The organism is Streptomyces cinnamoneus (genome assembly GCF_014650495.1).
Taxonomy (GTDB): domain Bacteria; phylum Actinomycetota; class Actinomycetes; order Streptomycetales; family Streptomycetaceae; genus Streptomyces; species Streptomyces cinnamoneus.
In genome coordinates this window covers 263,684-289,529 of record NZ_BMVB01000002.1, presented here as the reverse complement: position 1 = coordinate 289,529, position 25,846 = coordinate 263,684, and the positions used below count along the sequence as shown (strand labels likewise).

Here is a 25,846-nt window from a genome sequence, read left to right as displayed (position 1 = left end):
GGATTCAATGACACGTTCTGACTACCGGATCGCGGACCGCGTCGTGGTCCGCTCCCCCCTCCGCTCCACCGCCTCCTACCCCGACCGTCCCGCCTCCCACAGCCCGCTCGACGGCATCCGGACCCTCTGGGCGGACGCCGTCTTCCGGGAATCCGTCCGCGTGGCCAGCTCCGTGCTGGCCGACCAGGTGGACGCCCTGCTGTCCGCCGCGGACGGGCCTGGCCACCGCGAGCACGGCACCGGCAAGGAGGGGGACAAGAAGACCCGCTCCCTCCACCGGGCGCTGCTCAAATACGCCATTCGCATCACCACCCGCACCACCCCCTTCGGTGTCTTCGGCGGGAGCGCGCTCGTCGGTCTCGGTGACGAACCGCTCGTCCTGGGCCGTCCCGAGGAGCACCGCAAGCACGCCCGGGTCGGGTTCACCTATCTGAAGCAGCTCACCGACGACGCCGTCGCCGCCCTCGGCGACCGGATGCGGGTGGTGGCCAACCCGACGGCCTACCCGGCCGGGGACCGGATCGCGGTCATGGTCAACCCCCGGGCGGCGGACGGAAAGGTCAACGAGGCGTCCAGCGTCCGGTACACGCCCCCGGTGCGGCACGTCCTGGGCCTGGCCCGCGAACCCGTCCCGCTCGCCGCGCTGCACCGAAGCCTCGGCGAGGCGTTCCCGGACGCCGGCGCCGAGGTGCTCGTCCGCTTCGTCGACGAGCTCGTGGGACACGGGATCCTGATCGGCGAGCTGACGCCCTCGGCGTTCGACACCGACCCGACGGCCCGCTGGACCCGTGCGGTCCTCGACGCCGGCGGCCCCCTGACGCAGCGGCTGCAAACGGCGCAGGACGCCGTCGCCGCCTACCGCGCCACCCGCGTCGGCCAGGGGATCGACGAGCTGAACACCGCGTACGCCGCGCTGCGCACCGACGCCAACGCCGCACAGGAGCAGCTGCAGGTCGACCTGTCCCTGGCGATGTCCGGGCAGGTGTCCGCCGATGTGGCGCGCAAGGCCGGGGCGGCGGTGGACGCGATGCTGCGCATGGCGCTCCTGCCGGCCGACTTCCCGGAGCTCCAGCGCCACACCGAGCGGTTCGCCGACACGTTCGGCCGCTCCCTCGTCCCGCTGCACCGCATGTTCGACCCGGTACGGGGCATCGGCGCCCCCGCCGGATACCCGTCCTCCCGGCACCGGCCGCGGGACGGGGCCGCCGACACCCGGGAGTCGTTCCGGGCCGGCCGCCGGCTGCGGGCCGCCCTGATCGACCGGGCCCGGCGCACCGGCCGGAACACCGTGTCGATCACCGCGGACGACCTCGCCGCCTTCCCGTCCGCCGACGGGACGCCGCCGACGAGCTACGACGTCTTCTTCCACCTCGACCAGGGGGACGACGACGAGGTCCGGATCACGCTGTCCCCGATCGGGGTGGCGATCCCGGCGGGCAAGGCCAGCGGCAGGTTCGCCTACGGCGACCCGGCCATCGAGGCGCACGTCCGGGACATGACCCGGGCCGAGATCGCGGCCCGGCCCGGCGCCATCCTGTGCGAGCTGGACTACATCAGCAACCGGTCGCGCGTGAACAACGTGGTCGTCGCGCCCAGCGTGTACGACTACCGGCTGAAGGTGACGACCGGAGCGTTCGAGGACGACGCGTCCGGCCCGGTGGACATCGCGTTCGCCGACCTGCTGGTCGGCGCCGACAACGGCCGGTTCCACCTGGTCCACGCGCCCACCGGCCGGCCGGTCGCGATCCGCACGGCGAACCTCGTCAACCCGGAGATCGCCACCGACGTCATCCGCTTCCTCCAGGAACTCGCCCTGGACGGCACCGTCCGGCCCGCCTGGACCTGGGGCGAGATGGAGCCGCTGGCGGACTTCCTGCCCGGAGTGGAGTACGGCGGGGTGACGCTGTCGCTGCCGATGTGGCGCATCCCGCCGCTCTCCGGCACCCCCGCCGAGCAGGACGGCCAACTGCTGCGCTGGGCCGAGGACGCACGGCTGCCGGAGTACGTCTACGTCGGCACGCTGGACAACCGGCTCCTGCTGCACCTGTCCGACCGCGTCCACCGCGACCTGCTGCGCCGTGAGGTCGCGGACGGGGCGGACTGCGTCACGCAGGCCCCGGCGCCCCACCGGATGGGTGTCGTCCGCGACGCCGAGGGCCGCCGGTACGCGAGCGAGGCGGTGTTCTCGGCCGTCGCACGCCGCCCGGCGGTCGTCCCGCTGCCGCCGCCCGCACCGCACTTCGACACCACGGCCGACGGCGTGCGCACCCTGCCGCCGGGCACCGAGTGGTGGTACCTGCGCGTGTACGGGGAGCGGGAGAAACAGCACGAGGTCCTGGCGCGACTGGCCGCGGCCTGCGCGGAGTTCCCGGACCAGTGGTTCTACATCCGCTACGCGGACCCGGACGACCAGCTGCGCATCCGGGTGCGCGCCGGGACGGTGCCCTTCGACCGGGTGCGCGAGGTGATCGGCGCGTGCGTGCGGGACGGGCTGGCCGACCGCTACGTGGTCGACACCTACGTCCGGGAGCTGGAGCGGTACGGCGGGGCCGACGCCATGCCGGTCGCCGAGCGGATCTTCTGCACCGAGTCCCGCCTCCTCGCGGCCGCCCCGCAACTGTGCCTGGCGCCCGAGGCCATGCGGGCGGCGTACCGGCTGGACGGCGAGGAGACGCTGGACGGCACGCTGGGCCGCATCCTGCGGGACGCCGCTCACCTGATGGGCCACTACGTCGCGGCCCTGGAGCTCACCGACGAGGAGACCTGCGACCTGCTGGAGGTCATCGCGAACGGATACCGTTCCGAGTTCTCCTCGGCCAGCCCCGCGCTCCGCAAGGCGGTCCGCCCGCTGGTGCGGCAGCAGCCCTCGGACGCGGCGCTGGCCGCCGGTCCGCTCCTGCACGACCTGCTGCTGCCCGACGCCCGGGCCCTGACCCGGATGTTCGCCAAGGACGGCAGGCCGTGGCAGCTGCGCGCCATGACCCTGCAGAGCCTCCTGCACATGTTCGCCAACCGGATGGGCCTTCCCCGGCACCGCGAATACCAGGCGCTGTTCCTCCTCAGCGTCATCAAACGATCCCAGGCCCACAGGGAAGGACGGTCCGCTCGTGACTGACGAGACCAAGGTGACCCCGGCGCCGATCAGTGAGCAGGCCAGGAAAGAAGCGGTGAACACCGGCTGGGAGATCCTGCACCGGATCCGGGACTACGCCGGCGACGTGACCGGCCTGCGGGTGCCCGACCCCTTCACGGCGGAGCCGGTCGCGGCGTGGCATCCGCTGAGCACCGATCCGGGCGACCTGGGCATGGCCCTGGTGTACTCGGCCGCCGACGAGCTGCGCCCCGACGACGGCTGGGACCGGCTGGCGTTCGAGCACGCCAAGCGTCTGATCGAGCACTACACCCACGCGGTGGACCTCGGCATCGGGCTGTTCGGCGGGACGGCGTCCGTCGCGTACGCGCTGCGCGCCCTCTCCCGCGGCGGGGAACGCTACCGGCGTGCGCTGCACGACGTGGAAGCCACCCTGATCACCCGCGTCGAGCACAAGCTGGCCGAGCTGCCCCCGTCCGGAGGGCTGTCCAGCGACAGCTACGACGTGATCTCCGGCCTCGCCGGTGCCGCGATGTACCTGCTCGCCTCGGGTGACGCCGACGAGCGGCGGCGGGACGCGGCCGACCGCGTCGTCGAGCAGTTCTGCCGCCTGGCCACGGTGCCCCCGCCGCACGGCCTGTGGACACCCGCCGGGAAGATCACCGAGATCGAGCGGAACAAGTCGCCGCACCTGCACGACGGTTACCTCAACCTGGGATACGCCCACGGCGTCTCCGGCGTCGTCTCCCTGCTGGGCACGGCGGCGGCCCACGGCGCGGCCTCGCCGCGGGTGGCCGACGCGGTGCACGCCCTGGGCGAGCTGATCACGAACTGCCTGGTGGAGACCGATTACGGGCTCGACCTGCCCTACTTCAAGCTGCCCCCGGACCGGCAGTGGGAACAGCAGGGGCTGGCGCGGTCCGCGTGGTGCTACGGGAACCTGGGGGCGGCGGCCGCGCTGGCCAACTGCGCGAGCGTGGACCCGCGCTTCCTCGACACCGCGATCGAGCTCCTGCGATCCGTCGGGCGACGGCCGGTCGCCCTGCGGCACATCGACAACCCGTCCCTGTGCCACGGCGTCGCCGGGCAGATCACCGTCGAACGGCACGTCGCCGCAGTGGCCGCCGCGCACGGACGGCAGTGGGCCGGACCCGCCCGGGACACGCTCGAACACCTGCTGGCCATGGCCGATCCCGACGCGGCGTTCGGGCTGCGGAACGACAACGTGCCGGGGGCCCGGACGGACTCGCCGGGCTTCCTGACCGGCTCGGGGGGTGCCGCCGTCGCCCTCGTCTCCCTGGAGCGCGACCGGCTCACCCAGGCGGAGTACATGCTGTGCGGAGGTGTCGCATGTTGACCGTGGACAACGTGTCGATGTCCTACCGCAAGGCCACCACTGCGGTGTTCAGCGAGGTCGGCTTCACCGTCCCGGCCGGCCACCTCGTGCCGGTGCTGGGGTCGAACGGCGCCGGGAAGACGACGCTGCTGAAGATCCTCTGCGGCCTGATCACGCCCACCACGGGCTCGGTGACCATCGCGGACTGCGACATGGTGCGCCGCCCGGCTGCCGCACGCGCCCACGTCGGCGTCTCCCTGTATCCGGAGCGCAGCTTCTACTTCCGGCTGACCTGCGTGCAGAACCTGCGGTACTACGCCTCGCTGCGCAACCTCTTCGGGGCCCGGGCCAAGCAGGAGATCGCCGCTCTGCTCGACCAGGTGGGGCTCGCGGACTTCGCCGACACCCAGTTCATGCGGCTGTCGCTGGGGCAGCGCAAACGCCTCGGGCTGGCCCGTGCGTTGCTGGGACGTCCGTCCCTGCTGCTGCTCGACGAGCCGACGGCGAACCTGGACACCGAGAACGTCGCCCGGTTCCACGAGCTCATCGCCGCGCACGCGCGCGAGGGCGGCTCGGTGCTGTTCTCCACCCACAACGAGGGCGATCTGGAGAAGGCCACCGCCTGGTTCCTGCAGCTCAAGGGCGGGCGCGTGCTGCCGGTGCCCTCACCCGCCGTGCCCGGCCCCGCCGCGGGCGATCCGGTGCCCGCCCCCGCCGAGCGGGCCACCCTTCAGGAGGCGCAGTGACCGTCGTCCGGCAGTTCGGTGTCCACGTCCTGCAGATCTACTGGGAGCGGCGCTCCTACAGGACCGCCATCGCCCTGGGCACCATCACGTCCCTGATCTCGCTGGTGCAGTTCCTCCTGATGGGCAAGTTCCTGGAGGACGGCAACACCTTCGCCGGCATCCAGGGGTACGGCGGCAACATCATCAGCTTCCTGATGTCGGGGTCGGTGTTCACCGGGTTCGTCGCCGTGAGCCTGGGGGCGTTCAGCAACCACCTCCAGGTCGAGCAGCGGACGGGCACCCTGGAGTCCGCCGTGGTGATGCCGGTCCCGCTGACCCGGGTCATGCTGTACTCCGGTGTCGTGGGGCTGATCGGCACCACGTTCGGCTCCGTGGTCATGTTCGGCGTGTTCGGAGCGATCTTCGACATCCCGATCTCGGTGAACCTGCTCGCGACCCTGGCCGTGCTGGCGCTCCTCGTCGTCACGCTGGGCAGCTTCGGGCTGGCCGGCTGCGGCGTCCTGCTCATCACCAAGCGCGGCGATCCGGTCCGTTGGGGCATCACCACCCTGACGACCCTGCTGTCCGGCGTGATGTACCCGGTCTCGATCCTCCCCGGCTGGCTGCAGTCCGTCGCCCGTGCGCTGCCCACCACGCAGGCGCTGGACGGGATCCGCAAATCGCTCCTGGTCGACGCCGACTTGGGGCAGGTGGCGCCGTCGCTGCTCCACATGGCGATCTGGACGGCGGTGATGCTGCCCATCGGCATCATCACGTTCTCCACCGGCATGTCCCGTGCCCGGCAAGCCGGTTCGCTCGGCGAATACTGATCCGATCTACGTCTGGAACGAACTGCTATGCTGCGTAGCATGTCATCGTGGCGAGGTACTCGACGCCGGGGCCTGGCAGCCCACTTCGGGCCGCTGGAGCTGGCGATCCTGGATGTCATGTGGTCGCGCGGCGAGTTGGACGTGACCGCCTGCGTCCGGCACCTCGACGGTGGCCAGGCGTACACCACCGTCAAGACGGTGATGGAGCGCCTGGTGGTCAAGGGCCTGCTGGCCCGGCGCAAGGAAGGCCGCCAGTACGTCTATTGGCCGCAGCAGACCCGGCGCGAGGTCGAGCAGAGCGTGGCCGCCGAGCAGGTCCGCCAGGTGGTGGACGGCTTCGGCGACCTCGCGGTGGCGAACTTCGTCCAGACGGTGAGCGGCGATGCCGACCGGCTCGCACAGGTGCGTGCGCTGCTGGCCGGCATCGCCGACCCGCCCGGCGGGAAGGGCGCGGAGGCAGCGGACGGGACGCCGGGGGTCACCACGTGAGCATGAGCTGGCTGGGCTACCCCCAGGTGATGCTCGCGTGGTGGTGCCCGCTGGTCGCCGTGGGCACCTGGCACCTGCTGAGCCGGGTGTCGGCGCGGTTACCGGCCCGCGAGCGGTTCGTGCTCGCGGTGGCCCTCGCCGTCACCCCCCTGCTGGCCATGGCCGTCCCCTACCTCCCGCACAGCCCGCTGCGCGACGCCCTGCCGTGGCGTGCGCCGATGGCGTGGGGCATCAGCAACGGCATCACGGACGTCGACGGCCGGCACGTGCTGTCGGCCATCGCGGCCCAGCTGATGCTCGCGGCCTCGGCCGTCCCCCTGGCCTCCATGGCCGTCTCGTTCGTCGCCGGAGCGATCCAGGTGGCGCGCACCGGGCGCACCGTCTCGCTCCTGGCCCCCCAGCAGTGCGGCGACATCTGGATCGTCCACGGCGAGGGGCAGGCGAGCCAGAGCCTGGCGAGCACGGTCGGCCTGGTGCGGCCCCGCATCATCCTGAGCTCGGGGGTGGCCGCGTCCCCCGAGGCGTCGGCGATCATCGAGCACGAGCGCGCCCATGCACAGGCCCGCCACCCCCTGTGGATCTTCCTCGCCACCTGCGCCCTGCGCTCGTGGTGGTGGATCCCCGGGCGCAGGGCGGTGCTCGCCGAGGTGCGGCTCACCGCCGAACTCTGGGCCGACCAGAGCGCCCGCGAGGCCGACGGCGCGGCCGCGGTGGCCAAGGCGCTGTGCGCGCAGATCGAGGCGAAGGCCCAGCCGGCCCGCCACGACGTCGTGACCCCCGGAGCCGGCACCGGCTTCCTCGACCCCGGCATCGAACTCACCCACCGGGCAAGAGCCCTGGCCGCCCCGCCCCGGGTGATGCCGGCCTGGCAGGCGTGGTCGGTCCGGGCCGCGACGGCAGCGGTCGTCGGCGTCCTGGCCGTCCTGCTCTGACACGCGCCCCGACGGCGCCCCGACGTCACGCACCGACCCACAGCCCCAACACGCAGGCCCGACACGCAGCAAAAGCATCACCCCGTGTGCGGCGGGCATCCGCACACCCACAAGTGCTACGACGTGTAGCAGAAAGGAGAGCCATGTACGCGGCGCCCCATCCGGAGATGCCCGGCGGCACCCCCGTGATCGAGACCCGGGGCCTGTCCAAGGCGTTCCGGCACTCGACCGCGGTCGACTCCGTCGACCTCACCGTCCGACCGGGCAGGATCTACGGCCTGCTGGGCCCCAACGGCGCGGGCAAGTCCACGACGTTGAAGATGATCCTCGGCCTGTTACCGCCCACCGCGGGAGAGGTGCGGCTGTTCGGCCGGCCGTGGAGCCGGCCGGACCTGTCCCGCATCGGGGCGAGCATCAACGGACCGAGCTTCTACGGTCACCTGTCCGCCCGGCAGAACCTCGTCGTCCACACCCACCTGCTCGGCCTGCCGGAGGCCGAGGCCGACCGGGCGCTGGCCGCGGTCGAGCTGGACCCCTCGGACCGGAAGAAGGCCAAGAGCTTCTCCACCGGCATGAAGGGCCGCCTGGCCCTGGCCATCGCCATGCTGGGCAGCCCGGACATCCTCATCCTCGACGAGCCGCAGAACGGTCTCGACCCGGAGGGCATCGCCGCCCTGCGCACCATGCTGCGCCGCTTCACCGACACCGGACGCACCATCGTGCTCTCCAGCCACCTCCTGGGCGAGGTGGCCTCCGTCGCCGACGACATCGGTCTGATCGCGGCCGGGCGCCTGCGCTACCAGGGCCGCCTCGCCGACCTCGCACCGGACGGAGACCTGGAGCGCGCCTACTTCACGCTGACCGGCGCCGCCCAGGGAGCCGGGGTGATGTCGTGACCACCGCCCTCCCCGCGGCGCCCGTCCCGGGGCTGTCCGCCACCCTGCGGGCCGAGTTCGCCACCTGGCGGCGCAGCGCCGTGACGTACCTGCCCCTGGGCGGTCTGGCCTTCGGCCTCGTCAACACCGCGATGTTCCTCTCCACCGGGCCGGGCAAGGACTGGAAGGACGTCCTCGGCTACCAGAACCTGTGGGCGATGTTCGTCGGCCCGATGCTCACCGCGCTGCTGGTGGCCACGGCCACCCGCATCGACGACACCGCCCGCGGCGGCGCCACCTGGTACCGGCCGGTGCGCCCGCCCTACCGGCACCTGAGCCGGTTCACCGTGCTGGCCCTGCGGTCGCTGCTGCTCAACCTGCTGGGCGCCGGCACCCCGCTGCTGATCCTCGGCCTCATGAACGGCGCCCAGCGGGTCCCCGTGGACCGCGCCGCCGAGGCCGTCCTGGTCCCCTGGGCAGCGCAGCTCGGCATGCTGGCGCTGCTCCTGTGGCTGGCGCGGCAGACGCCCTGGGCCGTCGTGCTCGGCGCCGGGTTCGTCTGGACGCTGCTGGGCGTGGTGAACGCCGAGTCCGCGTCCTGGACCGTCCTGCCGTTCACCTGGCTGGACCGGGGGGCGCTGCCGGTGATCGGCACGCACGCCAACGGCGTCGCCCTGGAGGCCCACTCCGCGCTCGCCGGTGCCTCGCCGTGGCCGCCCACCCTCCTGGGCGCGCTGCTGGCGGTGCCGTTCCTTCTGCTGCCCCGCCTGCACCTGCCCGCCGCCCGGGCCGCCCGGCAGCGGACGGCGCCGCAGCAGGCCGCCCCCGGTGCCGCCACGGCCGCGGGCCCGGCCCCGGCGACCGCCGCGCACGCCCGGCCGGGCCGCCCCCGCGTGCTGGCCGCGGTCGCGGGCACGCTGCGCGGCACCTCTCTGACCTGGCTGTGCCCGGCCGCGGTCGCCCTGATCGCGCTGTGGCTGTCCTGGCACGACCCGGACACCAGCATCCAGCTGTTCACCCTGCTGGTCCTGCCCATCGGCACCCTGGTCCTGGCCCTCGTGGCCTGGGGCGCCGCCGGCCAGGGCTGGCGTGCGGTCGCCTCCCGCACCACCGGTGCCGCCCGGCCGGCGCTGGCGCTCACCGGCGTCACGACGGGCATCGCCGCCCTGATGTCGGTGGTCATCGCCCTCGTCTACCTGGCGTCGGGCATTCCGGCCGGTCACGCCTGGCCCCTCGCGCTCACCGGCGCGGTCGTCGGGGCCATGCTCACCTCGTTCACCCTCTGGCTGAGCATCCGCACCAGCCAGTCGGTCGCGGTGGTCGTCGGGATCATCGGCATCCTCTTCGGCGTGCTCGTCGGCGGCACCGGCCTGCAGCAGACGCTCTGGCCGCTGATCCCCTACTCCTGGGCCAACTACCTCGACCTGCACCGCATGGCACTGACGCTCCCCGTCGGCGTCGCCGCCACGGCCCTGTTCACCTTCGGCATCACTCACGCGGCACGAAAGGCAGCGGAGAACTCATGACCCTTGCCACCCGCACGCCCCGGGCCCGCGCGCTGACCACCGCGGTCGCCGGGCTGACCCTGACCCTGCTCGTGACGGGCTGCTCCCAGGAGCGGGACGCCGTCCTGAAGTGGCCGGACGCGACGAGCAATCCCCAGCCGGTGACCGCCGAGCAGTTCGGCGCCGCCTGGCCGCTCAAGCCCGACAAGGGACAGGTGTCCTGCAACACGACCCCCTACAGCGGCTTCGCCATCACCTTCACCGCGCCCGACGGCAAGGTCTACGCCCTCAACAACGTCGCCCACGACGAGAAGGGCTACCCCAGCGCCGACACCATCAAGGGCTCCTCGGGGAAGATGTGGCGGCTGCGGACGTTCGGGATGCAGGTCTGCAGCGTCGACCGCGCCAAGCACATGCAGTCCTCGCCCTCCCCCACCCCCTGACCACCGGTCGCCTCCCGTGACGGGCCGCACGCACACGGTGACCGGACCCGGCATGCAAAAGACCCCCTCCATCCTGTATTTCCGCAGGTCGGAGGGGGTTTTCCTTGTGGAGCCTAGGGGAGTCGAACCCCTGACATCTGCCATGCAAAGACAGCGCTCTACCAACTGAGCTAAGGCCCCGTCGGGCACCAGGGTACCCGGTGCCGGGGGTGTTTCCCGACCGGGTATCGCCGGGACCTGCCACTCTCCGTAGGATGCACCGCAAGATTCGCTGCAGCGAAGCGAAGGGGAGAGCTAGATGGACGCAGCACAGCAGGAAGCCACGGCCCGCGCACGAGAGCTGCAGAGGAGCTGGTACGGGGAGCCGTTGGGGGCGCTCTTCCGCCGCCTCATCGACGATCTCGGCCTCAACCAGGCCCGGCTCGCCTCCGTCCTCGGCCTCTCGGCCCCCATGCTCTCGCAGCTGATGAGCGGTCAGCGGGCGAAGATCGGCAACCCCGCGGTGGTGCAGCGGGTGCAGGCACTGCAGGAGCTCTCCAGTCAGGTCGCCGACGGCAGCGTGAGCGCCGCCGAGGCCGCCGAACGCATGGAGGAGGTCAAGAAGAGCTCGGGCGGCTCGGTCCTCAACTCCACGCAGACCACGGCCAGCAGCGGGGCCCCGACCGTGCGCCGCGTGGTCCGCGAGATCCAGTCGCTGCTGCGGTCGGTCGCGGGCGCCGGGGACATCATCGACGCCGCCGGGACACTCGCTCCCAGCCATCCCGAACTGGCCGAGTTCCTCCGGGTGTACGGCGCCGGTCGGACCGCCGAGGCGGTCGCGCACTACGAGGCGCACCAGAGCTGACCGTGCCGGGGTGGGGCCGGTGCCGACGGGGGCGGGGGCGACGCGCGCGACATGGGTGAGGTCTTCGCGGGGCGGTACGAGCTGGTGGACCCGATCGGGCGGGGCGGCGCGGGAGCCGTCTGGCGCGCCTGGGACCAGCGCCGGCGGCGCTACGTGGCGGCGAAGGTGCTGCAGCAGAGCGACGCCCACACGCTGCTGAGGTTCGTCCGCGAGCAGGCGCTGCGCATCGACCATCCCCATGTGCTGGCGCCGATGAGCTGGGCGGCGGACGACGACAAGGTGCTGTTCACCATGGAGATGGTGGGCGGCGGATCACTCGCCCATCTCATCGGTGACTACGGGCCGTTGCCGCCGCATTTCGTGTGCGTCCTGCTGGATCAACTGCTCTCCGGTCTCGCGGCGGTGCACGCGGAAGGCGTGGTGCACCGGGACATCAAACCGGCCAACCTGCTTTTGGAGGCGACCGGTACGGGCCGGCCGCATTTACGCCTCTCCGATTTCGGGATCGCCATGCGCAAGGGCGAGCCACGGCTGACGGACACCAACTTCGTTATGGGCACGCCCGGTTACTTCGCGCCCGAGCAATTGTCGGGCGAAGAGCCCGACTTCCCCGCGGACCTCTTCGCCGTCGGCCTGGTGGCGCTGTACCTGCTCACGGGACGGAAACCCGACGCGGAGGCGCTCGTGGAGCGGTTCCGGGAGCAGGGCGTGCCGCCCGCGCCGGTGGAGGTGCCCGAGCCCCTGTGGGAGGTGGTCGCGAGCCTGCTGCACCCGGACCCTTACACCCGCTTCCGTACGGCCACGGGGGCCCGGAAGGCCCTGGCCGCGGCCGTGGAGCTGCTGGACGACGAGCCGGCCGACCAGGAGCCGATCGAGGTCTTCGACCAGCTGGGGCCGCTTCCCCCGGGCTTCGGCCCGGACGGGCCCGAGCCTGCGCCGCGGCCGCGCCCGCAGGCGCCGCCACAGCCGGCGCCGCGCCGGGCGCCGGGCGGGCCGTCGGCGGCCGGGGCCGCCCCCCTCGCGCCGCCCCGGCCGAACTATCCGCCCACGCGGCCCTACACGCCCCCTGAGCCCTTCCCGCAGCCCTTCCCGCAGCCGGCGCCGCCCCCGCCCGGCCGACGGCCCGTCACCGGCCCTGCCGGGGCCCGCGGACGCGCCGGGCCGCCCGCCACGGTGGTGGTGCCGGTGCTGATCCTCGCGATGCTGCTGCTGACCCTCGGTGTGTGGGCGCTCACCCTGGGCTGAACTTCACGTTCGCAATCATTCTATTTGCGATTGCAAGCAAATGGAGAAGGTCCCGACCGCCGTGGCGGTCGGGACCTTCTCCCAGCTCTTATTACGGGCTCGACTCACACACCCGAACCTGCGGGCACGGAGTCGGTCGCCTCCGTCCACAGGTCCTGCTCGGCGCGATCCGCCTGGATCTGCCGGTACACGAGGAGCCCGCCGATGGCGGCCAGTGCGACCAGGAGCAGCTTCTTCACCGCGCGACCTCGTCTTTCCTTGACGTAAGGGGACCTCAGGGGGCCGATGATACACACCGGCCGATACCGATCGGTGACCTGCGTCCGTCTCCCCGGCCGGCCCGCGCCGGGCCCCGAACTCCCAAAAGCGATCGGCCCGGACGGAGAATTCCGTCCGGGCCGATCGTGCGAGTGGGGCTAACAGGACTTGAACCTGTGGCCTCTTCCTTATCAGGGAAGCGCTCTAACCGTCTGAGCTATAGCCCCTCGCGACACCGAAAGATTAGCGCACTTGGGGCCCAGTCCCAAAATCGTCCGGGCCCCGTGCCGGATCGGGCGCTATTCGTCCTCGGCGAGCGTCAGCTCGACACCGCCCACGAAGCCTGCGGCGAGGTTGTAGACGAAGGCTCCCAGCGTCGCCAGAGCCGTGGCCAGCACCACGTCGATCACCGCGATGACCGAGGTGAAGAGCAGGACGTGCGGCAGCGACAGGAACGACTCCAGGTCGAAGCCGCCGCCGCTCTCACCGGAGGCCGTGGTGGCGTCGCTGATGGTGCCGCCGACCGCGGAGAAGACGCCCATGGCGTCCATGACCCCCCACAGCACCGCGGCGGCCACGATCGTGCACACGCCCAGCGCCACCGAGAGCAGGAAGCTGACCTTCATCACCGACCACGGGTCGGCCCTGGCCACACGCAGCCTCGCCTTGCGCGCACGCGGCGCCGTACGGGCCGCGGGGGACGCCGCGCGGGCCGGGTCCTCCCCGGCGGGCCGCGCGGCCGTCCTGGCGGCCTTGCCGCCCTTGGGCTCCGCGGCCCCCTCGGCGGCCTGGGCCGCCTTGAGGACCTTGGCGTCCTTGGCGGCTTCGTTCTTGGCGGCCTGGACGGCCTTGGCAGCCTTCTCGGCCTTCTCGGCCTTGACGTCCTTGGCCGCCCCGGCGGCCTTGCCGCCGTTCAGGCCCTTGGCGTCCTTGGCGTCCTTGCCGTCCTCGGCGCCGCCTGCGGCACCGTCGGCGGATTCCGGCGCGGACGCCTTCCCGGTACCGGAAGCGGAACCGGAAGCAGCATCAGATGCGGAACGCTGGGCCGGAGGCTCGTACGCCTTCGGCGGGTGGTACGGCTGCGGTTCTCGGGTCTCCGTCATGGTCCTCCCCCTGCCTGCGGGCCCGGCACCCTCGGTCCCGGAGCCCGCGCCGTCCGCGTCGCCGGAGGCCGGGCCACGGGCCCCCGCCTTCTCTGATGCGGGCCTGGCGGAACCTCTCCGCCCGGCGCCCGCACCGCCGGTGGCGGTGCCCGTGGCTCGACTCACGACTTACTCCTCGGTGTCCTCGGCCGTGGGCTCCGCACCCCCGACCACCTCGGACCCGTCGCCCTCGGCTGCGTCGCCCAACTCCTCGACACCCTCAGCCTCGCGACCGGCCTCGGCGTTCCGGGCGATGCCCACGACGGCATCGCGCTTGCCCAGGTTGATCAGTTGGACGCCCATGGTGTCACGGCCCGTCTCCCTGACTTCGTTGACCCGGGTACGGATCACGCCGCCGCTCAGCGTGATGGCGAGGATCTCGTCCGTCTCCTCGACCACCAGGGCGCCGACGAGCGATCCACGGTCCTCCACGATCTTGGCGGCCTTGATGCCGAGGCCACCTCGACCCTGGACGCGGTACTCGTCGACGTTCGACCGCTTCGCGTAGCCACCGTCGGTGGCGGTGAAGACGAACGTACCGGGACGGACCACATTCATCGAGAGGAGCTCGTCACCCTCACGGAAGCTCATGCCCTTGACACCGGACGTCGCCCGGCCCATGGGACGCAGCGCCTCGTCGGTCGCGGTGAAGCGGATCGACTGGGCCTTCTTGCTGATGAGCAGCAGGTCGTCCGCGGCGGAGACCAGCTCCGCGCCGATCAGCTCGTCCTCGACGCCGCCGTCGGTCTCCCGCAGGTTGATGGCGATGACGCCGCCGGAGCGCGGGGAGTCGTAGTCCTTGAGCGGGGTCTTCTTCACCAGGCCCGACTTCGTGGCGAGCACCAGGTAGGGCGCCGCCTCGTAGTCGCGGACGGCGAGGATCTGGGCGATCTTCTCGTCCGGCTGGAAGGCCAGCAGGTTGGCCACGTGCTGACCGCGCGCGTCCCGGCCGGCGTCCGGCAGCTCGTACGCCTTGGCCCGGTAGACCCGGCCCTTGTTGGTGAAGAACAGCAGCCAGTGGTGCGTGGTGGAGACGAAGAAGTGGTCGACGATGTCGTCCTGCTTCAGCTTCGTGCCCCGCACGCCCTTGCCGCCGCGCTTCTGCGAGCGGTAGTCCTCGGTCTTGGTGCGCTTGACGTAGCCACCGTTGGTGATGGTGACGACGATGTCCTCCTCGGCGATGAGGTCCTCGATGGACATGTCACCGTCGAAGGGGATCAGCTGGGAGCGCCGGTCGTCGCCGAACTTGTCGACGATCGCCGCGAGCTCCTCGCTGATGATCATGCGCTGCCGCTCGGGCGAGGCGAGGATGGCGTTGTACTCGTTGATCTTCGCCTGGAGCTCGTCGTGCTCGGCGGTGATCTTCTGGTGCTCCAGGGCCGCCAGGCGGCGGAGCTGCATCTCCAGGATCGCGTTGGCCTGGATCTCGTCGATCTGCAGCAGGCCCATCAGGCCCTCGCGGGCGACGTCGACGGTGTCGCTGCGCCGGATCAGCGCGATGACCTCGTCGATGGCGTTGAGCGCCTTGAGCAGACCGCGCAGGATGTGGGCGCGCTCCTCGGCCTTGCGCAGCCGGAAGCGGGTGCGCCGGACGATGACCTCTACCTGGTGGGTGACCCAGTTGCGGATGAAGGCGTCCAGCGACAGGGTGCGCGGCACGCCGTCCACCAGCGCCAGCATGTTGGCGCCGAAGTTCGTCTGCAGGTCGGTGTGCTTGTAGAGGTTGTTGAGGACGACCTTGGCGACCGCGTCCCGCTTGAGGACGATCACCAGGCGCTGGCCCGTGCGCGAGGAGGTCTCGTCACGGACGTCGGCGATGCCGCCGATCTTGCCGTCCTTGACCAGGTCGGCGATCTTCTGGGCGAGGTTGTCCGGGTTGACCTGGTAGGGCAGCTCGGTGACCACCAGGCACTGGCGGTTCTGGATCTCCTCGACCTCGACCACGGCACGCATGGTGATCGAGCCGCGGCCGGTGCGGTACGCCTCCTCGATGCCCTTGCGGCCCACCACGAGGGCGCCGGTCGGGAAGTCGGGACCCTTGATGCGCTCCATGAGCGCTTCGAGGAGCTCCTCGGCCGTCGCCTCCGGGTTGGCCAGGTACCACTGGGCACCCTCGGCCACCTCGCGCAGGTTGTGCGGGGGGATGTTGGTGGCCATGCCGACCGCGATGCCCGCCGAACCGTTGATCAGCAGGTTCGGGAAGCGGGCCGGCAGGACCGTCGGCTCCTGGTTGCGGCCGTCGTAGTTGTCCTGGAAGTCGACGGTCTCCTCGTCGATGTCCCGGAGCATCTCCATGGACAGCGGCATCATCTTGCACTCGGTGTACCGCATGGCGGCGGCCGGGTCGTTGCCCGGAGAACCGAAGTTGCCGTTGGAGTCCACCAGCGGCATGCGCATCGACCAGGACTGGGCCAGGCGCACCAGCGCGTCGTAGATCGAGGCGTCACCGTGCGGGTGGTACGTACCCATGACGTCGCCGACGACGCGGGCGCACTTGTAGAAGCCCTTCTCGGGGCGGTAGCCGCCGTCGTACATCGCGTAGAGCACGCGGCGGTGCACCGGCTTGAGGCCGTCCCGCACGTCGGGCAGCGCACGCGAGACGATGACGCTCATCGCGTAGTCGAGGTACGAGCGCTGCATCTCCGTTTCGAGCCCGACGGGCTCGACGCGCATGCCGACGCCCTCCAGGGGCGCGGGCGCACCCTCGGGCGTCACTTCGGGCACGGGAGCAGTGGGAGTCTCAGGAGTCTCGTCGGCCATTGCTGTTCAAAGTCCTTTCGCGCTGCGGCTGTTTCTCGTGGGCCGACAGGCTCAGATGTCGAGGAAGCGGACGTCCTTGGCGTTGCGCTGGATGAAGGAGCGCCGTGCCTCGACGTCCTCACCCATGAGCACCGAGAACAGGTCGTCCGCCTGCGCGGCGTCGTCCAGGGTGACCTGGCCGAGCACGCGGTGGTCGACGTCCATCGTGGTGACGCGCAGCTCCTCGGCGTTCATCTCGCCGAGACCCTTGAAGCGCTGGACCGAGTCGTCCTTGATCCGCTTGCCGTTCTCCCGGCCGAGCTGGATCAGGGCGTCGCGCTCGCGGTCGGAGTAGGCGTACTCGATCTCGTCGCGGCCCCACTTGATCTTGTACAGCGGGGGACGGGAGAGGTAGACGTGCCCGGCCTCGACCAGCGGCCGCATGAAGCGGAAGAGGAAGGTGAGCAGCAGGGTGTTGATGTGCTGACCGTCGACGTCGGCGTCCGCCATCAGGATGATCTTGTGATAGCGGAGCTTCGCGATGTCGAAGTCCTCGTGCACACCGGTGCCGAAGGCGGAGATCAGCGCCTGGACCTCGGTGTTCTGCAGGATCTTGTCGACGCGCGCCTTCTCGACGTTGAGGATCTTGCCTCGGATCGGGAGGATCGCCTGGTACTGCGGGTTCCGGCCGGACTTGGCCGAGCCGCCGGCGGAGTCACCCTCGACGATGAAGATCTCGCACTTGGTCGGGTCGTTCGACTGGCAGTCGCTGAGCTTGCCCGGCAGCGACGCCGTCTCCAGCAGGCCCTTGCGGCGGGTCAGGTCGCGCGCCTTGCGGGCGGCCACGCGGGCGGTCGCCGCCTGGATGCCCTTGCGGATGATGTCCGCGGCCTCGTTGGGGTTGCGGTCCAGCCAGTCCGTGAGGTGCTCGTGGACGACCTTCTGCACGAAGGTCTTGGCCTCGGTGTTGCCCAGCTTGGTCTTCGTCTGGCCCTCGAACTGCGGCTCGCCGAGCTTGACGGAGATGATCGCCGTCAGACCCTCGCGGATGTCCTCACCCGTGAGGTTGTCGTCCTTCTCGCGGAGCAGCTTCTTGTCGCGGGCGTAACGATTGATCAGACCCGTCAGCGCGGCGCGGAAGCCCTCCTCGTGGGTACCGCCCTCGTGCGTGTGGATCGTGTTGGCGAAGCTGTAGACGCCCTCGCTGTACTGGCTGTTCCACTGCATCGCGACCTCGACCGAGAGCAGGCGCTCCTTGTCCTCGGCCTCGATGTCGATCACGGTGGGGTGGATCAGCTCGCCCTTGCGCGAGTTGAGGTACGTCACGAAGTCGACGATGCCGCCCTCGTAGTGGTAACCCACCGACAGCGGCTTGCCCTCCTCGTCGACGTGGTCGGCGCGGAGGTCCGTCAGCGAGATGCGCAGGCCCTTGTTGAGGAAGGCCATCTCCTGGAAGCGCCGCGAGAGCGTCTCGAAGGAGTACTCGGTGGTCTCGAAGATGTCGCCGTCGGCCCAGAAGGTGACCGAGGTGCCCGTCTCGTCGGTGGCCTCGTTCTTCTGCAGGGGGGCCGTGGGGACGCCGAGCTTGTAGTCCTGCGTCCAGCGGTAGCCGTCGGTCTTGACCTCGACCGCGACGCGCGTCGACAGGGCGTTGACGACCGAGACGCCGACGCCGTGCAGACCACCGGAGACGGCGTAGCCGCCGCCGCCGAACTTGCCGCCCGCGTGCAGGACGGTCAGCACGACCTCGACGGCGGGCTTGCCCTCGGAGGGGACGATGCCGACCGGGATGCCTCGGCCGTTGTCCACGACGCGCACGCCGCCGTCGGGCAGGATCGTCACATCGATGGTGTCGGCGTGGCCGGCCATGGCCTCGTCGACGGAGTTGTCCACGACCTCTTGGACGAGGTGGTGGAGGCCGCGCTCGCCGGTGGAGCCGATGTACATGCCGGGCCGCTTGCGGACCGCGTCCAGGCCCTCCAGAACGGTGATCGCACTGGCGTCGTACGACGTCTCACCCGCAGGGGCGCCGGCTGCGGCGTCCACTGCCTCGGAGGGGTTGGTGTTCTCGTTGGGGTTGCCGGAATCGGCCACGAAGCGCCCTTTCTGGCACAGCACAGACCTTCCCTGCTGCGGCGGGGGTTTCCGGGGCAGGCAGGAGGCTGCGTCGTTCAGCGGTTGTCCACGAGTCCCGCGATCCGGCGGGATTACTACCAGTGTACCGGTGGCGCTGACATGAATGGGGGTTTGGCGGTGCCTGAGTCCTCACGTGCCGCCCTGAACCGGCATCAGCCGACTCCCTATATGCGGCCCGGGGCTCCAAGAGGCTCACAGCGGCACTCAGCGCTTCGAGCTGTCAACCGCCCGCAACCGTGAGGGCAGTCTCAGCTGTCGGCAGGCGTCACTGGGGTCACCGGCCGCCGTACGGCGGGCGGTAGCCGCTCCGGCCGGAGGCGTTCACCGCCGCCGGATCACCCGTAGGTGTCGCCCGGTCCCCGGCTGCCGGGCGCCCGCAGGTGCCCGTAGCGGCGCCCGGGGCCGCCGGGGCCCAGCACCTTGATCGTCTTGACGGTGCCCTGGCCGAGGTCGTCGTTCAGCCGGGCCACCAGCGTGGGCGCCAGCAGGCGCAGCTGCGTCGCCCAGGCCGTCGAGTCGCACTGCACGGTGAGCACCCGGGCGTCCTCGTCGTACGACTGCGGCTCGCAGTGCAGCGCCACCTCCGGGCCCACCATCTGCGGCCAGCGGCCCATCACCCCGCCCACCGCCGCGGGCTTCTCCCAGCCGCGCTCGGTGATCAGCCGGTTGATCGCGGCACCCAGCGGCAACGGGTCGCGCCCGTCGGCGCGCGCGCCGGAGCGCAGGCTGCCGCCGCGGCGCACCTGCTTCTTCTGCTGGGCGGCGGCGCCCCGCGCGCGGGCCTGCTCCTTGGCCGCCCGCAGCGCCACCCGCGCCAGGTCCACGCCGGAGGGCTCGGGGGTCTTCGCCGGCTGCCGGCCCTGTTCCGCTCCGGAGTGCTCGTTCATACGCGTTCGACCCTGCCGTTCGCGACGGCGTACCGGGCGCCCGTCAGCACGCCGGGCACGTCGTCGTCCACCGCTGCCGTCACCAGCACCTGCTCGCCCGGCGCGACGAGCTCCGCCAGCCGCTCCCGGCGGCGGGCGTCCAGCTCCGCGAACACGTCGTCCAGCACGAGCACCGGCTCGTTGCCCTCCGAGCGCAGCAGCTCGTACGAGGCCAGCCGCAGCGCCAAGGCGTACGACCAGGACTCGCCGTGGCTGGCGTACCCCTTGGCGGGGAGCCGGCCGAGGTTCAGCAGCAGCTCGTCGCGGTGCGGGCCGACCAGCGTCACCCCGCGCTCGATCTCCTGCTTGCGGGCCTCGCCGAGCGCCGCGAGCAGCGCTTCGTACAGCTCCTGGCGGGTGTGGGCGTCCTCGATGCCGGCGGGACCGCGGTAGTCGAAGGAGACCGGGCCGCCGCCGGGGGCCAGCTGTTCGTACGCCTTGTCGGCCAGCGGGCGCAGGGTGGCTATCAGGTCCAGTCGGCGGGCGAGCAGCTCGGCGCCCGCCTGGGCCAGGTGCTGGTCCCAGATGTCGAGCGTGGACAGGTCCATGCCCCGACCGCCGTGGCGCCGGGCCATTGCGGCGGACTTCAGGAGCGTGTTGCGCTGCTTGAGGACGCGGTCGTAGTCGGAGCGCACCCCCGCCATGCGCGGGGCGCGGGCGGTGATCAGCTCGTCCAGGAAGCGGCGGCGCTCGCCCGGGTCGCCCTTGACCAGCGCCAGGTCCTCGGGGGCGAACAGCACCGTGCGGACGATGCCCAGCACGTCGCGCGGCCGGACCTGGGAGGAACGATTGATCCGGGCCCGGTTGGCACGGCCGGGGTTGAGCTCCAGCTCGATCAGCTGCTGCCGCTCGCCCTGGACGACCGCGGCCCGGACGACGGCCCGGTCGGCGCCCATGCGGACCAGCGGCGCGTCCGAGGAGACCCGGTGGCTGCCGAGGGTCGCCAGGTAGCCGACCGCCTCGACGAGGTTGGTCTTGCCCTGGCCGTTGGGGCCCACGAAAGCGGTGACGCCCGGGTCGAGGGAGACCTCGGCCCGGGCGTACGAGCGGAAGTCGGCCAGCGACAGATGCGAAACGTGCATGGTGCGCCGACCTCCCCCGGCTGCTGCGGGTGTTACTTCTTGCTCTCGACCGCGTGGCCACCGAACTGGTTGCGCAGCGCGGCGATCATCTTCATCTGCGGCGAGTCCTCCTGACGGGAGGAGAAACGGGCGAACAGGGACGCCGTGATCGCGGGCAGCGGCACGGCGTTGTCGATGGCGGCCTCGACCGTCCAGCGGCCCTCGCCGGAGTCGGCCGCGAAGCCGCGCAGCTTGTCGAGGTGCTCGTCCTCGTCGAGGGCGTTGACGGCGAGGTCCAGCAGCCAGGAACGGATGACCGTGCCCTCCTGCCAGGAGCGGAAGATCTCGCGGACGTCGGTGACGGAGTCGACCTTCTCCAGGAGCTCCCAGCCCTCGGCGAAGGCCTGCATCATCGCGTACTCGATGCCGTTGTGGACCATCTTGGCGAAGTGGCCCGCGCCGACCTTGCCGGCGTGGACGGCGCCGAACTCGCCCTCGGGCTTGAGCGCGTCGAAGATCGGCTGGACCTTCGCGACGTTCTCGGCGTCGCCGCCGTACATCAGCGCGTAGCCGTTCTCCAGGCCCCAGACGCCGCCGGAGACGCCGCAGTCGACGAAGCCGATGCCCTTGGCGGCGAGCTCCTCGGCGTGCTTCTCGTCGTCCGTCCAGCGGGAGTTCCCGCCGTCGACGACGACGTCGCCCGGGGAGAGCAGCTCGGCGAGCTCGTCGATGGTGGACTGGGTCGCGTCGCCTGCCGGGACCATGACCCACACCACGCGCGGACCCTTCAGGGAATCCACAAGCTCCTGCAGGCTGTGGACATCCGCGAGGTCGCGGTTGCGGTCGTATCCGATGACGGTGTGGCCTGCGCGGCGGATGCGCTCGCGCATGTTGCCGCCCATCTTGCCGAGGCCGACGAGACCGAGCTCCATCAGTGATCCTTTATGCCGTAGTCGTGCGGGGGCGTACCGGAGGTACCTGCTCCGAGCCTACGCCCGGGGGTCCGTGCACACCTGTGGACAGGGGGCGCTCATCGGGTGAGCGCCCCTGCGGCCTCCCGGAGGCGGCCGTCCGGCCTCAGCCGGACAGGCGCACCGGCATGATCAGGTACTTGTAGGCGTCGTCCGCCTCGGCGTCCAGCGCGGGCTTGCCGCTCAGCAGCGCGGGCTTGGTGGACGTGGTGAAGGACAGCTGCGCGACCGGGGAGTCGATCGCCGAGAGGCCCTCCAGCAGGAAGCCGGGGTTGAAGGCGATCGAGATGTCGTCGCCGTCCAGCTGGGCGTCGACCCTTTCCACAGCCTGTGCGTCGTCGCTGGAGCCGGCCTCCAGGATGAGGACGCCCTGCTCGAAGCTGAGCCGGACCGGGGTGTTGCGCTCGGCGACCAGCGCCACGCGCTTGACGGCCTCGACGAACGGGGCGGTCTCGATCACGGCGACGGAGTTGAACTCGGTCGGGAAGAGCGTGCGGTACTTGGGCAGGTCGCCTTCGAGCAGGCGGGTGGTCGTACGGCGCCCGGCACCCTCGAAGCCGATCAGGCCCTCGCCCGCGCCGGAGCCCGACAGCGCCAGCGAGACGGTGTCGCCGCCGCTGAGGGACTTGGCGGTGTCCAGCAGCGTCTTGGCGGGGACCAGGGCGACGGCGGAGATGTCCGGCGTCTCGGGCTTCCACATGAACTCGCGGACCGCGAAGCGGTAGCGGTCGGTGGAGGCCAGGGTGACGGTGTCGCCCTCGATCTCGATCCGCACGCCGGTGAGGACCGGCAGGGTGTCGTCACGGCCGGCGGCGATGGCGACCTGGGCGGCGGCCGCGGCGAAGACCTCGCCGGGCACGGTGCCGGTGGCGGTCGGCATCTGCGGCAGCGCCGGGTATTCCTCCACAGGCAGGGTGTGGAGTGTGAATCGCGAGGAGCCGCAGACGACGGTGACGCGCACGCCGTCGGTGGAGATCTCCACAGGCCGGTTGGGAAGTGCGCGGCAGATGTCGGCGAGCAGGCGGCCGGAGACGAGAACGGTGCCGTCCTCCTCCACATCCGCCTCGACCGAGACGCGGGCGGAGACCTCGTAGTCGAAGCCGGAGAGGCTCAGGGAGCCGTCCTCCGCCTTCAGCAGCAGGCCCGCGAGGACCGGTACCGGCGGACGGGCCGGGAGGCTGCGGGCCGCCCAGGCCACTGCCTCCGCGAGTACATCGCGCTCCACCCGGATCTTCACCGGAACCGCCTCCTGCTTGTTGCTGGCTCGCCCTGCTGGCTTCTTCGTCGGCTTCAGTCGCCGGAGACCAGTCTGACGCACGCCGCTGACAGTCGGTGCGGCTGGCGGTCAAGTCGAGGTCCGGGGCGTGGCGCGGCCCGCGGCCGAGTTGTGCACAGGACCCACTTCGAAACGAGTTCCCCGCTAGATCTCTGTGGTCGTAGTAGTAGGGCCTGTGGAAACCGTGGAAAACCTTCTTTGCCCAGGTCAGGCCGGATTTTTTGTCCACTGCCCCTGTGGGTGGGCACGGTGGATAACCGGGGTGTTCTGTGGACCGCGAAAAGTTCTGCACACCCGGTGCACAGGCAGGGGGCACTTCTCCCCAGGGCTGTCCCCAGTTTTACCCACGTTGCCCACAGCCCAACCCGGCAGCTTGGTGTGACGCCTTTCACTCGGTGCGGTGACCACCGGCGTTTCGTTGCCGAACAGTGGACAGGGATGTGGAAAGGCTGTGTATAACACCGGTCCACCTGTGGGTGGCCGGTGGACAACCTCGGGGGCGGTGGTGGACGCCCTGGCCGTCCACAGGCTGTGGAACCCCGTTTGCCACAAATCCACACCCGGCTGACCTCGCCTGATGGCATATCAACAGCCTGGACTGTGGACAGGTTCTGGATAACTTTGCGGTCCCCAGGGTGTGGATCGTGGACAGAGCCCGAATCTGTGGAGAACCGGCAGGTCAGAGCCCATATTCGAACAGACTGGGGGGTGCGGTGGACGGCCCGGGGGCCCGCCGGAGCCCCCGCGGGCCGCCCCGGACTCTTCCGAGGCGGCTCCTGGAGCCCTCTCCGGCCGCATCCGGGCCCTGCTACGGCCGCTCCGGCGCATCGGTCGGGCGGCCGCTCCGGCTGTCCCCGGGAATGCAGAAGGGCGCTCCGGGAAACGTCCCGAAGCGCCCTCATGAGTCCTCACAGGGCCTCGTAGAGACCCCGACGGCAGTCCGTCAGCAGCAGTCCGACGGCGGTCCGACGGCAGTCCGTCAGCCGGCCGTCCGTCAGCCGTTCTTGATGCGGTTGGTCAGCTCGGTCACCTGGTTGTAGATGGACCGCCGCTCGGCCATCAGCGCGCGGATCTTGCGGTCCGCGTGCATCACGGTCGTGTGGTCGCGGCCGCCGAACTGTGCGCCGATCTTCGGCAGCGACAGGTCCGTGAGCTCGCGGCACAGGTACATCGCGATCTGCCGCGCCGTCACCAGCACCCGGCTGCGCGAGGCTCCGCACAGATCCTCGACGGTGTGGCCGAAGTAGTCGGCGGTCGCCGCCATGATGGCCGGGGCCGTGATCTCCGGCGAGGCGTCCTCGCCGCCCGGGATCAGGTCCTTCAGGACGATCTCGGTCAGCCCCAGGTCCACCGGCTGCCGGTTCAGGCTCGCGAAGGCCGTCACCCGGATGAGGGCGCCCTCCAGCTCACGGATGTTGCGCGAGATGCGCGAGGCGATGAACTCCAGGACCTCCGGCGGAGCGTTGAGCTGCTCCTGGACCGCCTTCTTCCGCAGGATCGCGATCCGCGTCTCCAGCTCCGGCGGCTGCACGTCGGTGATCAGGCCCCACTCGAAGCGGTTGCGCAGCCGGTCCTCCAGGGTCACCAGCTGCTTGGGCGGCCGGTCCGAGGACAGCACGATCTGCTTGTTCGCGTTGTGCAGGGTGTTGAAGGTGTGGAAGAACTCCTCCTGCGTCGACTCCTTGCTCGCGAGGAACTGGATGTCGTCGACCAGCAGGATGTCCATGTCGCGGTAGCGCTTGCGGAACGCGTCCGCCTTGCCGTCGCGGATGGAGTTGATGAACTCGTTGGTGAACTCCTCGGAGCTCACGTAGCGCACTCGCGTGCCCGGGTAGAGGCTGCGCGCGTAGTGCCCGATGGCATGCAGCAGGTGCGTCTTGCCCAGGCCCGACTCCCCGTAGATGAACAGGGGGTTGTACGCCTTGGCCGGCGCCTCGGCCACCGCCACCGCCGCGGCGTGCGCGAAGCGGTTGGAGGCGCCGATGACGAAGGTGTCGAACAAGTACTTGGGGTTCAGCCGTGCCGTCGGCTCGGCCGCCCCCGTGGAGGACGACCCCCCCGAGGACGACGAGGACCCCCCGGCCGGAGCCTGGGGCCGCTCGGAGCGCGGACCGCCGGGGGCGCCGCCGGCCGCGGGGCCCCGGGAGGGACCGTCCGGCAGCTCGCGGCGCTGCTCGTAGGACGGGCGCTCGGGCTGTGCGGGGGAGCGGTAGTCCTGCTGCTGCTCGTACTGCGTCGCGTAGGGGTCGCGCTCGCTCTCGGCGAAGCTGCCGAGGCGCGGCTGCTGCCAGCCGTAGTCGCCCCGGTCGGACGCGGCCGGGCCGCCGGGAGCCGCGTGGCGCGGCCAGGCGCCGGGCTCGCTGCGGGGCTGCTGGTAGTCCGGGTAGGCGGGACGCACGGACGGCAGGTCGTCGGCGCCGGGGCGGGTGCCGTAGGTCTCACGGCCGTCGTAGCCGCCGTGGCCCTCGTAGCCCTCGTAGGCGTCGCGGCCGCCCTGTCCCGGGGCCTGGTGCCGGCCGGGGTGCTGCTGGGGGCGCTCGGGGGCCTGGGGCGCCGGGGGCTCGCCGGCGGAGTCGTCGACGGTGATCGCGATCCGGATCGGGCGGCCGCACTCACGGCTGAGGGTCTCGCTGACGATGGGGGCGAGCCGGCCCTCCAGGACGCCCTTGGCGAATTCGTTCGGGACGGCCAGCAGGGCGGTGTCGGCCACCAGGGCGAGGGGCTGGCATCGCTTGATCCAGTGCTCGTCCTTGGTCTCCACGCCCTGGCCGCGCCCCTCGCCGAGGAGCTGTTCGAGCACGCGCGGCCACACTGCGGCAAGATCGGCGGGCAGGTCAGCCACAGGGCACGCTCTCTCAGTCACGGGTCAGGGGGTCCCCCGGAGTCCCACGAATGTGTGGTTCTCGGGACGGGCGGGAAGGATTCGGAGTTCAGCCACGGTAGTCAGGCCGAGGTGCACGGTTCAAGTCGTTGTCCACAGGGTGTGTACAAATGTGCCATGCCGTGGAGCCTCGTGTCGGCC

Annotated in this window: 20 protein-coding genes, 2 tRNA genes and 1 pseudogene; 11 read left to right on the top strand and 12 right to left on the bottom strand. The window is 71.2% G+C overall.

From position 1 onward, the window contains the following. Window positions 1-7 precede the first annotated feature (7 nt). The 9 genes from IE182_RS03835 to IE182_RS03795 all read left to right on the top strand — a co-directional run bounded on the left by IE182_RS03835 (window position 8) and on the right by IE182_RS03795 (window position 10,226). Window positions 8-3,115: a lantibiotic dehydratase gene (locus IE182_RS03835; RefSeq protein WP_190108181.1), complete on the top strand. Its 3,108-nt coding sequence runs from the start codon at window positions 8-10 to the stop codon at window positions 3,113-3,115. Continuing rightward, complete coding sequence (locus IE182_RS03830) at window positions 3,108-4,448, top strand: lanthionine synthetase C family protein (protein WP_190108180.1); 1,341 nt, start codon at window positions 3,108-3,110, stop codon at window positions 4,446-4,448. Before IE182_RS03835 ends, IE182_RS03830 begins: the two co-directional genes overlap by 8 nt. After that, a complete protein-coding gene (ccmA, locus tag IE182_RS03825; protein WP_190108179.1) occupies window positions 4,442-5,173 on the top strand; it encodes a heme ABC exporter ATP-binding protein CcmA in 732 nt (243 codons plus the stop codon). Before IE182_RS03830 ends, ccmA begins: the two co-directional genes overlap by 7 nt. After that, complete coding sequence (locus IE182_RS03820) at window positions 5,170-5,982, top strand: ABC transporter permease (protein ID WP_190108178.1); 813 nt, start codon at window positions 5,170-5,172, stop codon at window positions 5,980-5,982. Before ccmA ends, IE182_RS03820 begins: the two co-directional genes overlap by 4 nt. 39 nt (window positions 5,983-6,021) lie before the next feature. Next, complete coding sequence (locus IE182_RS03815) at window positions 6,022-6,471, top strand: BlaI/MecI/CopY family transcriptional regulator (RefSeq protein ID WP_190108177.1); 450 nt, start codon at window positions 6,022-6,024, stop codon at window positions 6,469-6,471. 2 nt (window positions 6,472-6,473) lie between these two features. Then, complete coding sequence (locus IE182_RS03810; protein WP_190108176.1) at window positions 6,474-7,403, top strand: M48 family metalloprotease; 930 nt, start codon at window positions 6,474-6,476, stop codon at window positions 7,401-7,403. Window positions 7,404-7,546: 143 nt separating this feature from the next. Beyond that, window positions 7,547-8,299, top strand: coding sequence for an ATP-binding cassette domain-containing protein (locus IE182_RS03805; RefSeq protein ID WP_229844548.1), 753 nt, complete (start codon window positions 7,547-7,549; stop codon window positions 8,297-8,299). Then, on the top strand, window positions 8,296-9,804 hold the full coding sequence (locus IE182_RS03800) for an ABC-2 family transporter permease (RefSeq protein ID WP_190108175.1): 1,509 nt from the start codon (window positions 8,296-8,298) through the stop codon (window positions 9,802-9,804). Before IE182_RS03805 ends, IE182_RS03800 begins: the two co-directional genes overlap by 4 nt. Next, window positions 9,801-10,226, top strand: a complete 426-nt coding sequence (locus IE182_RS03795) for a hypothetical protein (protein WP_190108174.1) — start codon at window positions 9,801-9,803, stop codon at window positions 10,224-10,226. The genes IE182_RS03800 and IE182_RS03795 overlap by 4 nt, the downstream gene beginning before the upstream one ends. 107 nt (window positions 10,227-10,333) lie before the next feature. Here the strand turns inward: IE182_RS03795 and IE182_RS03790 are convergent. Then, window positions 10,334-10,406: transfer RNA gene (locus IE182_RS03790), tRNA-Ala, on the bottom strand. Window positions 10,407-10,524: 118 nt separating this feature from the next. Here IE182_RS03790 and IE182_RS03785 point away from each other — a divergent pair. Together IE182_RS03785 and IE182_RS03780 are read left to right on the top strand one after the other, a co-directional pair. Next, entirely contained in the window at window positions 10,525-11,070 is a 546-nt protein-coding gene (locus IE182_RS03785) for a helix-turn-helix domain-containing protein (RefSeq protein ID WP_190108173.1), read from the top strand. 51 nt (window positions 11,071-11,121) lie between these two features. Next, entirely contained in the window at window positions 11,122-12,315 is a 1,194-nt protein-coding gene (locus IE182_RS03780; protein ID WP_190108172.1) for a serine/threonine-protein kinase, read from the top strand. A 104-nt stretch (window positions 12,316-12,419) separates the two neighbouring features. Here IE182_RS03780 and IE182_RS03775 read toward each other — a convergent pair whose 3' ends face one another. The 11 genes and pseudogenes from IE182_RS03775 to IE182_RS32915 form a co-directional block, all read right to left on the bottom strand. Continuing rightward, window positions 12,420-12,554, bottom strand: a complete 135-nt coding sequence (locus tag IE182_RS03775) for a DLW-39 family protein (protein ID WP_003958712.1) — start codon at window positions 12,552-12,554, stop codon at window positions 12,420-12,422. Between the two features lie 172 nt (window positions 12,555-12,726). Next, window positions 12,727-12,800: transfer RNA gene (locus tag IE182_RS03770), tRNA-Ile, on the bottom strand. A 72-nt stretch (window positions 12,801-12,872) separates the two neighbouring features. Next, window positions 12,873-13,676, bottom strand: a complete 804-nt coding sequence (locus IE182_RS03765; RefSeq protein WP_229844547.1) for a DUF3566 domain-containing protein — start codon at window positions 13,674-13,676, stop codon at window positions 12,873-12,875. A 168-nt stretch (window positions 13,677-13,844) separates the two neighbouring features. Then, on the bottom strand, window positions 13,845-16,475 hold the full coding sequence (gyrA, locus tag IE182_RS03760; RefSeq protein ID WP_190108171.1) for a DNA gyrase subunit A: 2,631 nt from the start codon (window positions 16,473-16,475) through the stop codon (window positions 13,845-13,847). Window positions 16,476-16,526: 51 nt separating this feature from the next. Beyond that, window positions 16,527-18,572 (bottom strand): DNA topoisomerase (ATP-hydrolyzing) subunit B, encoded by a 2,046-nt coding sequence (gene gyrB, locus IE182_RS03755; RefSeq protein ID WP_190108170.1) that lies wholly within the window; start codon window positions 18,570-18,572, stop codon window positions 16,527-16,529. A 353-nt stretch (window positions 18,573-18,925) separates the two neighbouring features. Further along, window positions 18,926-19,477 (bottom strand): DciA family protein, encoded by a 552-nt coding sequence (locus IE182_RS03750; protein WP_190108169.1) that lies wholly within the window; start codon window positions 19,475-19,477, stop codon window positions 18,926-18,928. Further along, window positions 19,474-20,598, bottom strand: a complete 1,125-nt coding sequence (gene recF, locus IE182_RS03745) for a DNA replication/repair protein RecF (RefSeq protein ID WP_190108168.1) — start codon at window positions 20,596-20,598, stop codon at window positions 19,474-19,476. The genes IE182_RS03750 and recF overlap by 4 nt, the downstream gene beginning before the upstream one ends. Window positions 20,599-20,630: 32 nt before the next feature. Next, window positions 20,631-21,509: a phosphogluconate dehydrogenase (NAD(+)-dependent, decarboxylating) gene (gnd, locus tag IE182_RS03740; RefSeq protein ID WP_190108167.1), complete on the bottom strand. Its 879-nt coding sequence runs from the start codon at window positions 21,507-21,509 to the stop codon at window positions 20,631-20,633. Between the two features lie 145 nt (window positions 21,510-21,654). Beyond that, window positions 21,655-22,785, bottom strand: coding sequence for a DNA polymerase III subunit beta (gene dnaN, locus IE182_RS03735; RefSeq protein WP_190108166.1), 1,131 nt, complete (start codon window positions 22,783-22,785; stop codon window positions 21,655-21,657). Window positions 22,786-23,818: 1,033 nt separating this feature from the next. Beyond that, window positions 23,819-24,985 (bottom strand): chromosomal replication initiator protein DnaA, encoded by a 1,167-nt coding sequence (dnaA, locus tag IE182_RS32920; RefSeq protein ID WP_506417118.1) that lies wholly within the window; start codon window positions 24,983-24,985, stop codon window positions 23,819-23,821. A gap of 101 nt (window positions 24,986-25,086) precedes the next feature. Next, a pseudogene (locus IE182_RS32915) lies at window positions 25,087-25,666 on the bottom strand (chromosomal replication initiator protein DnaA); the annotation flags it as partial. Window positions 25,667-25,846: the final 180 nt, after the last annotated feature.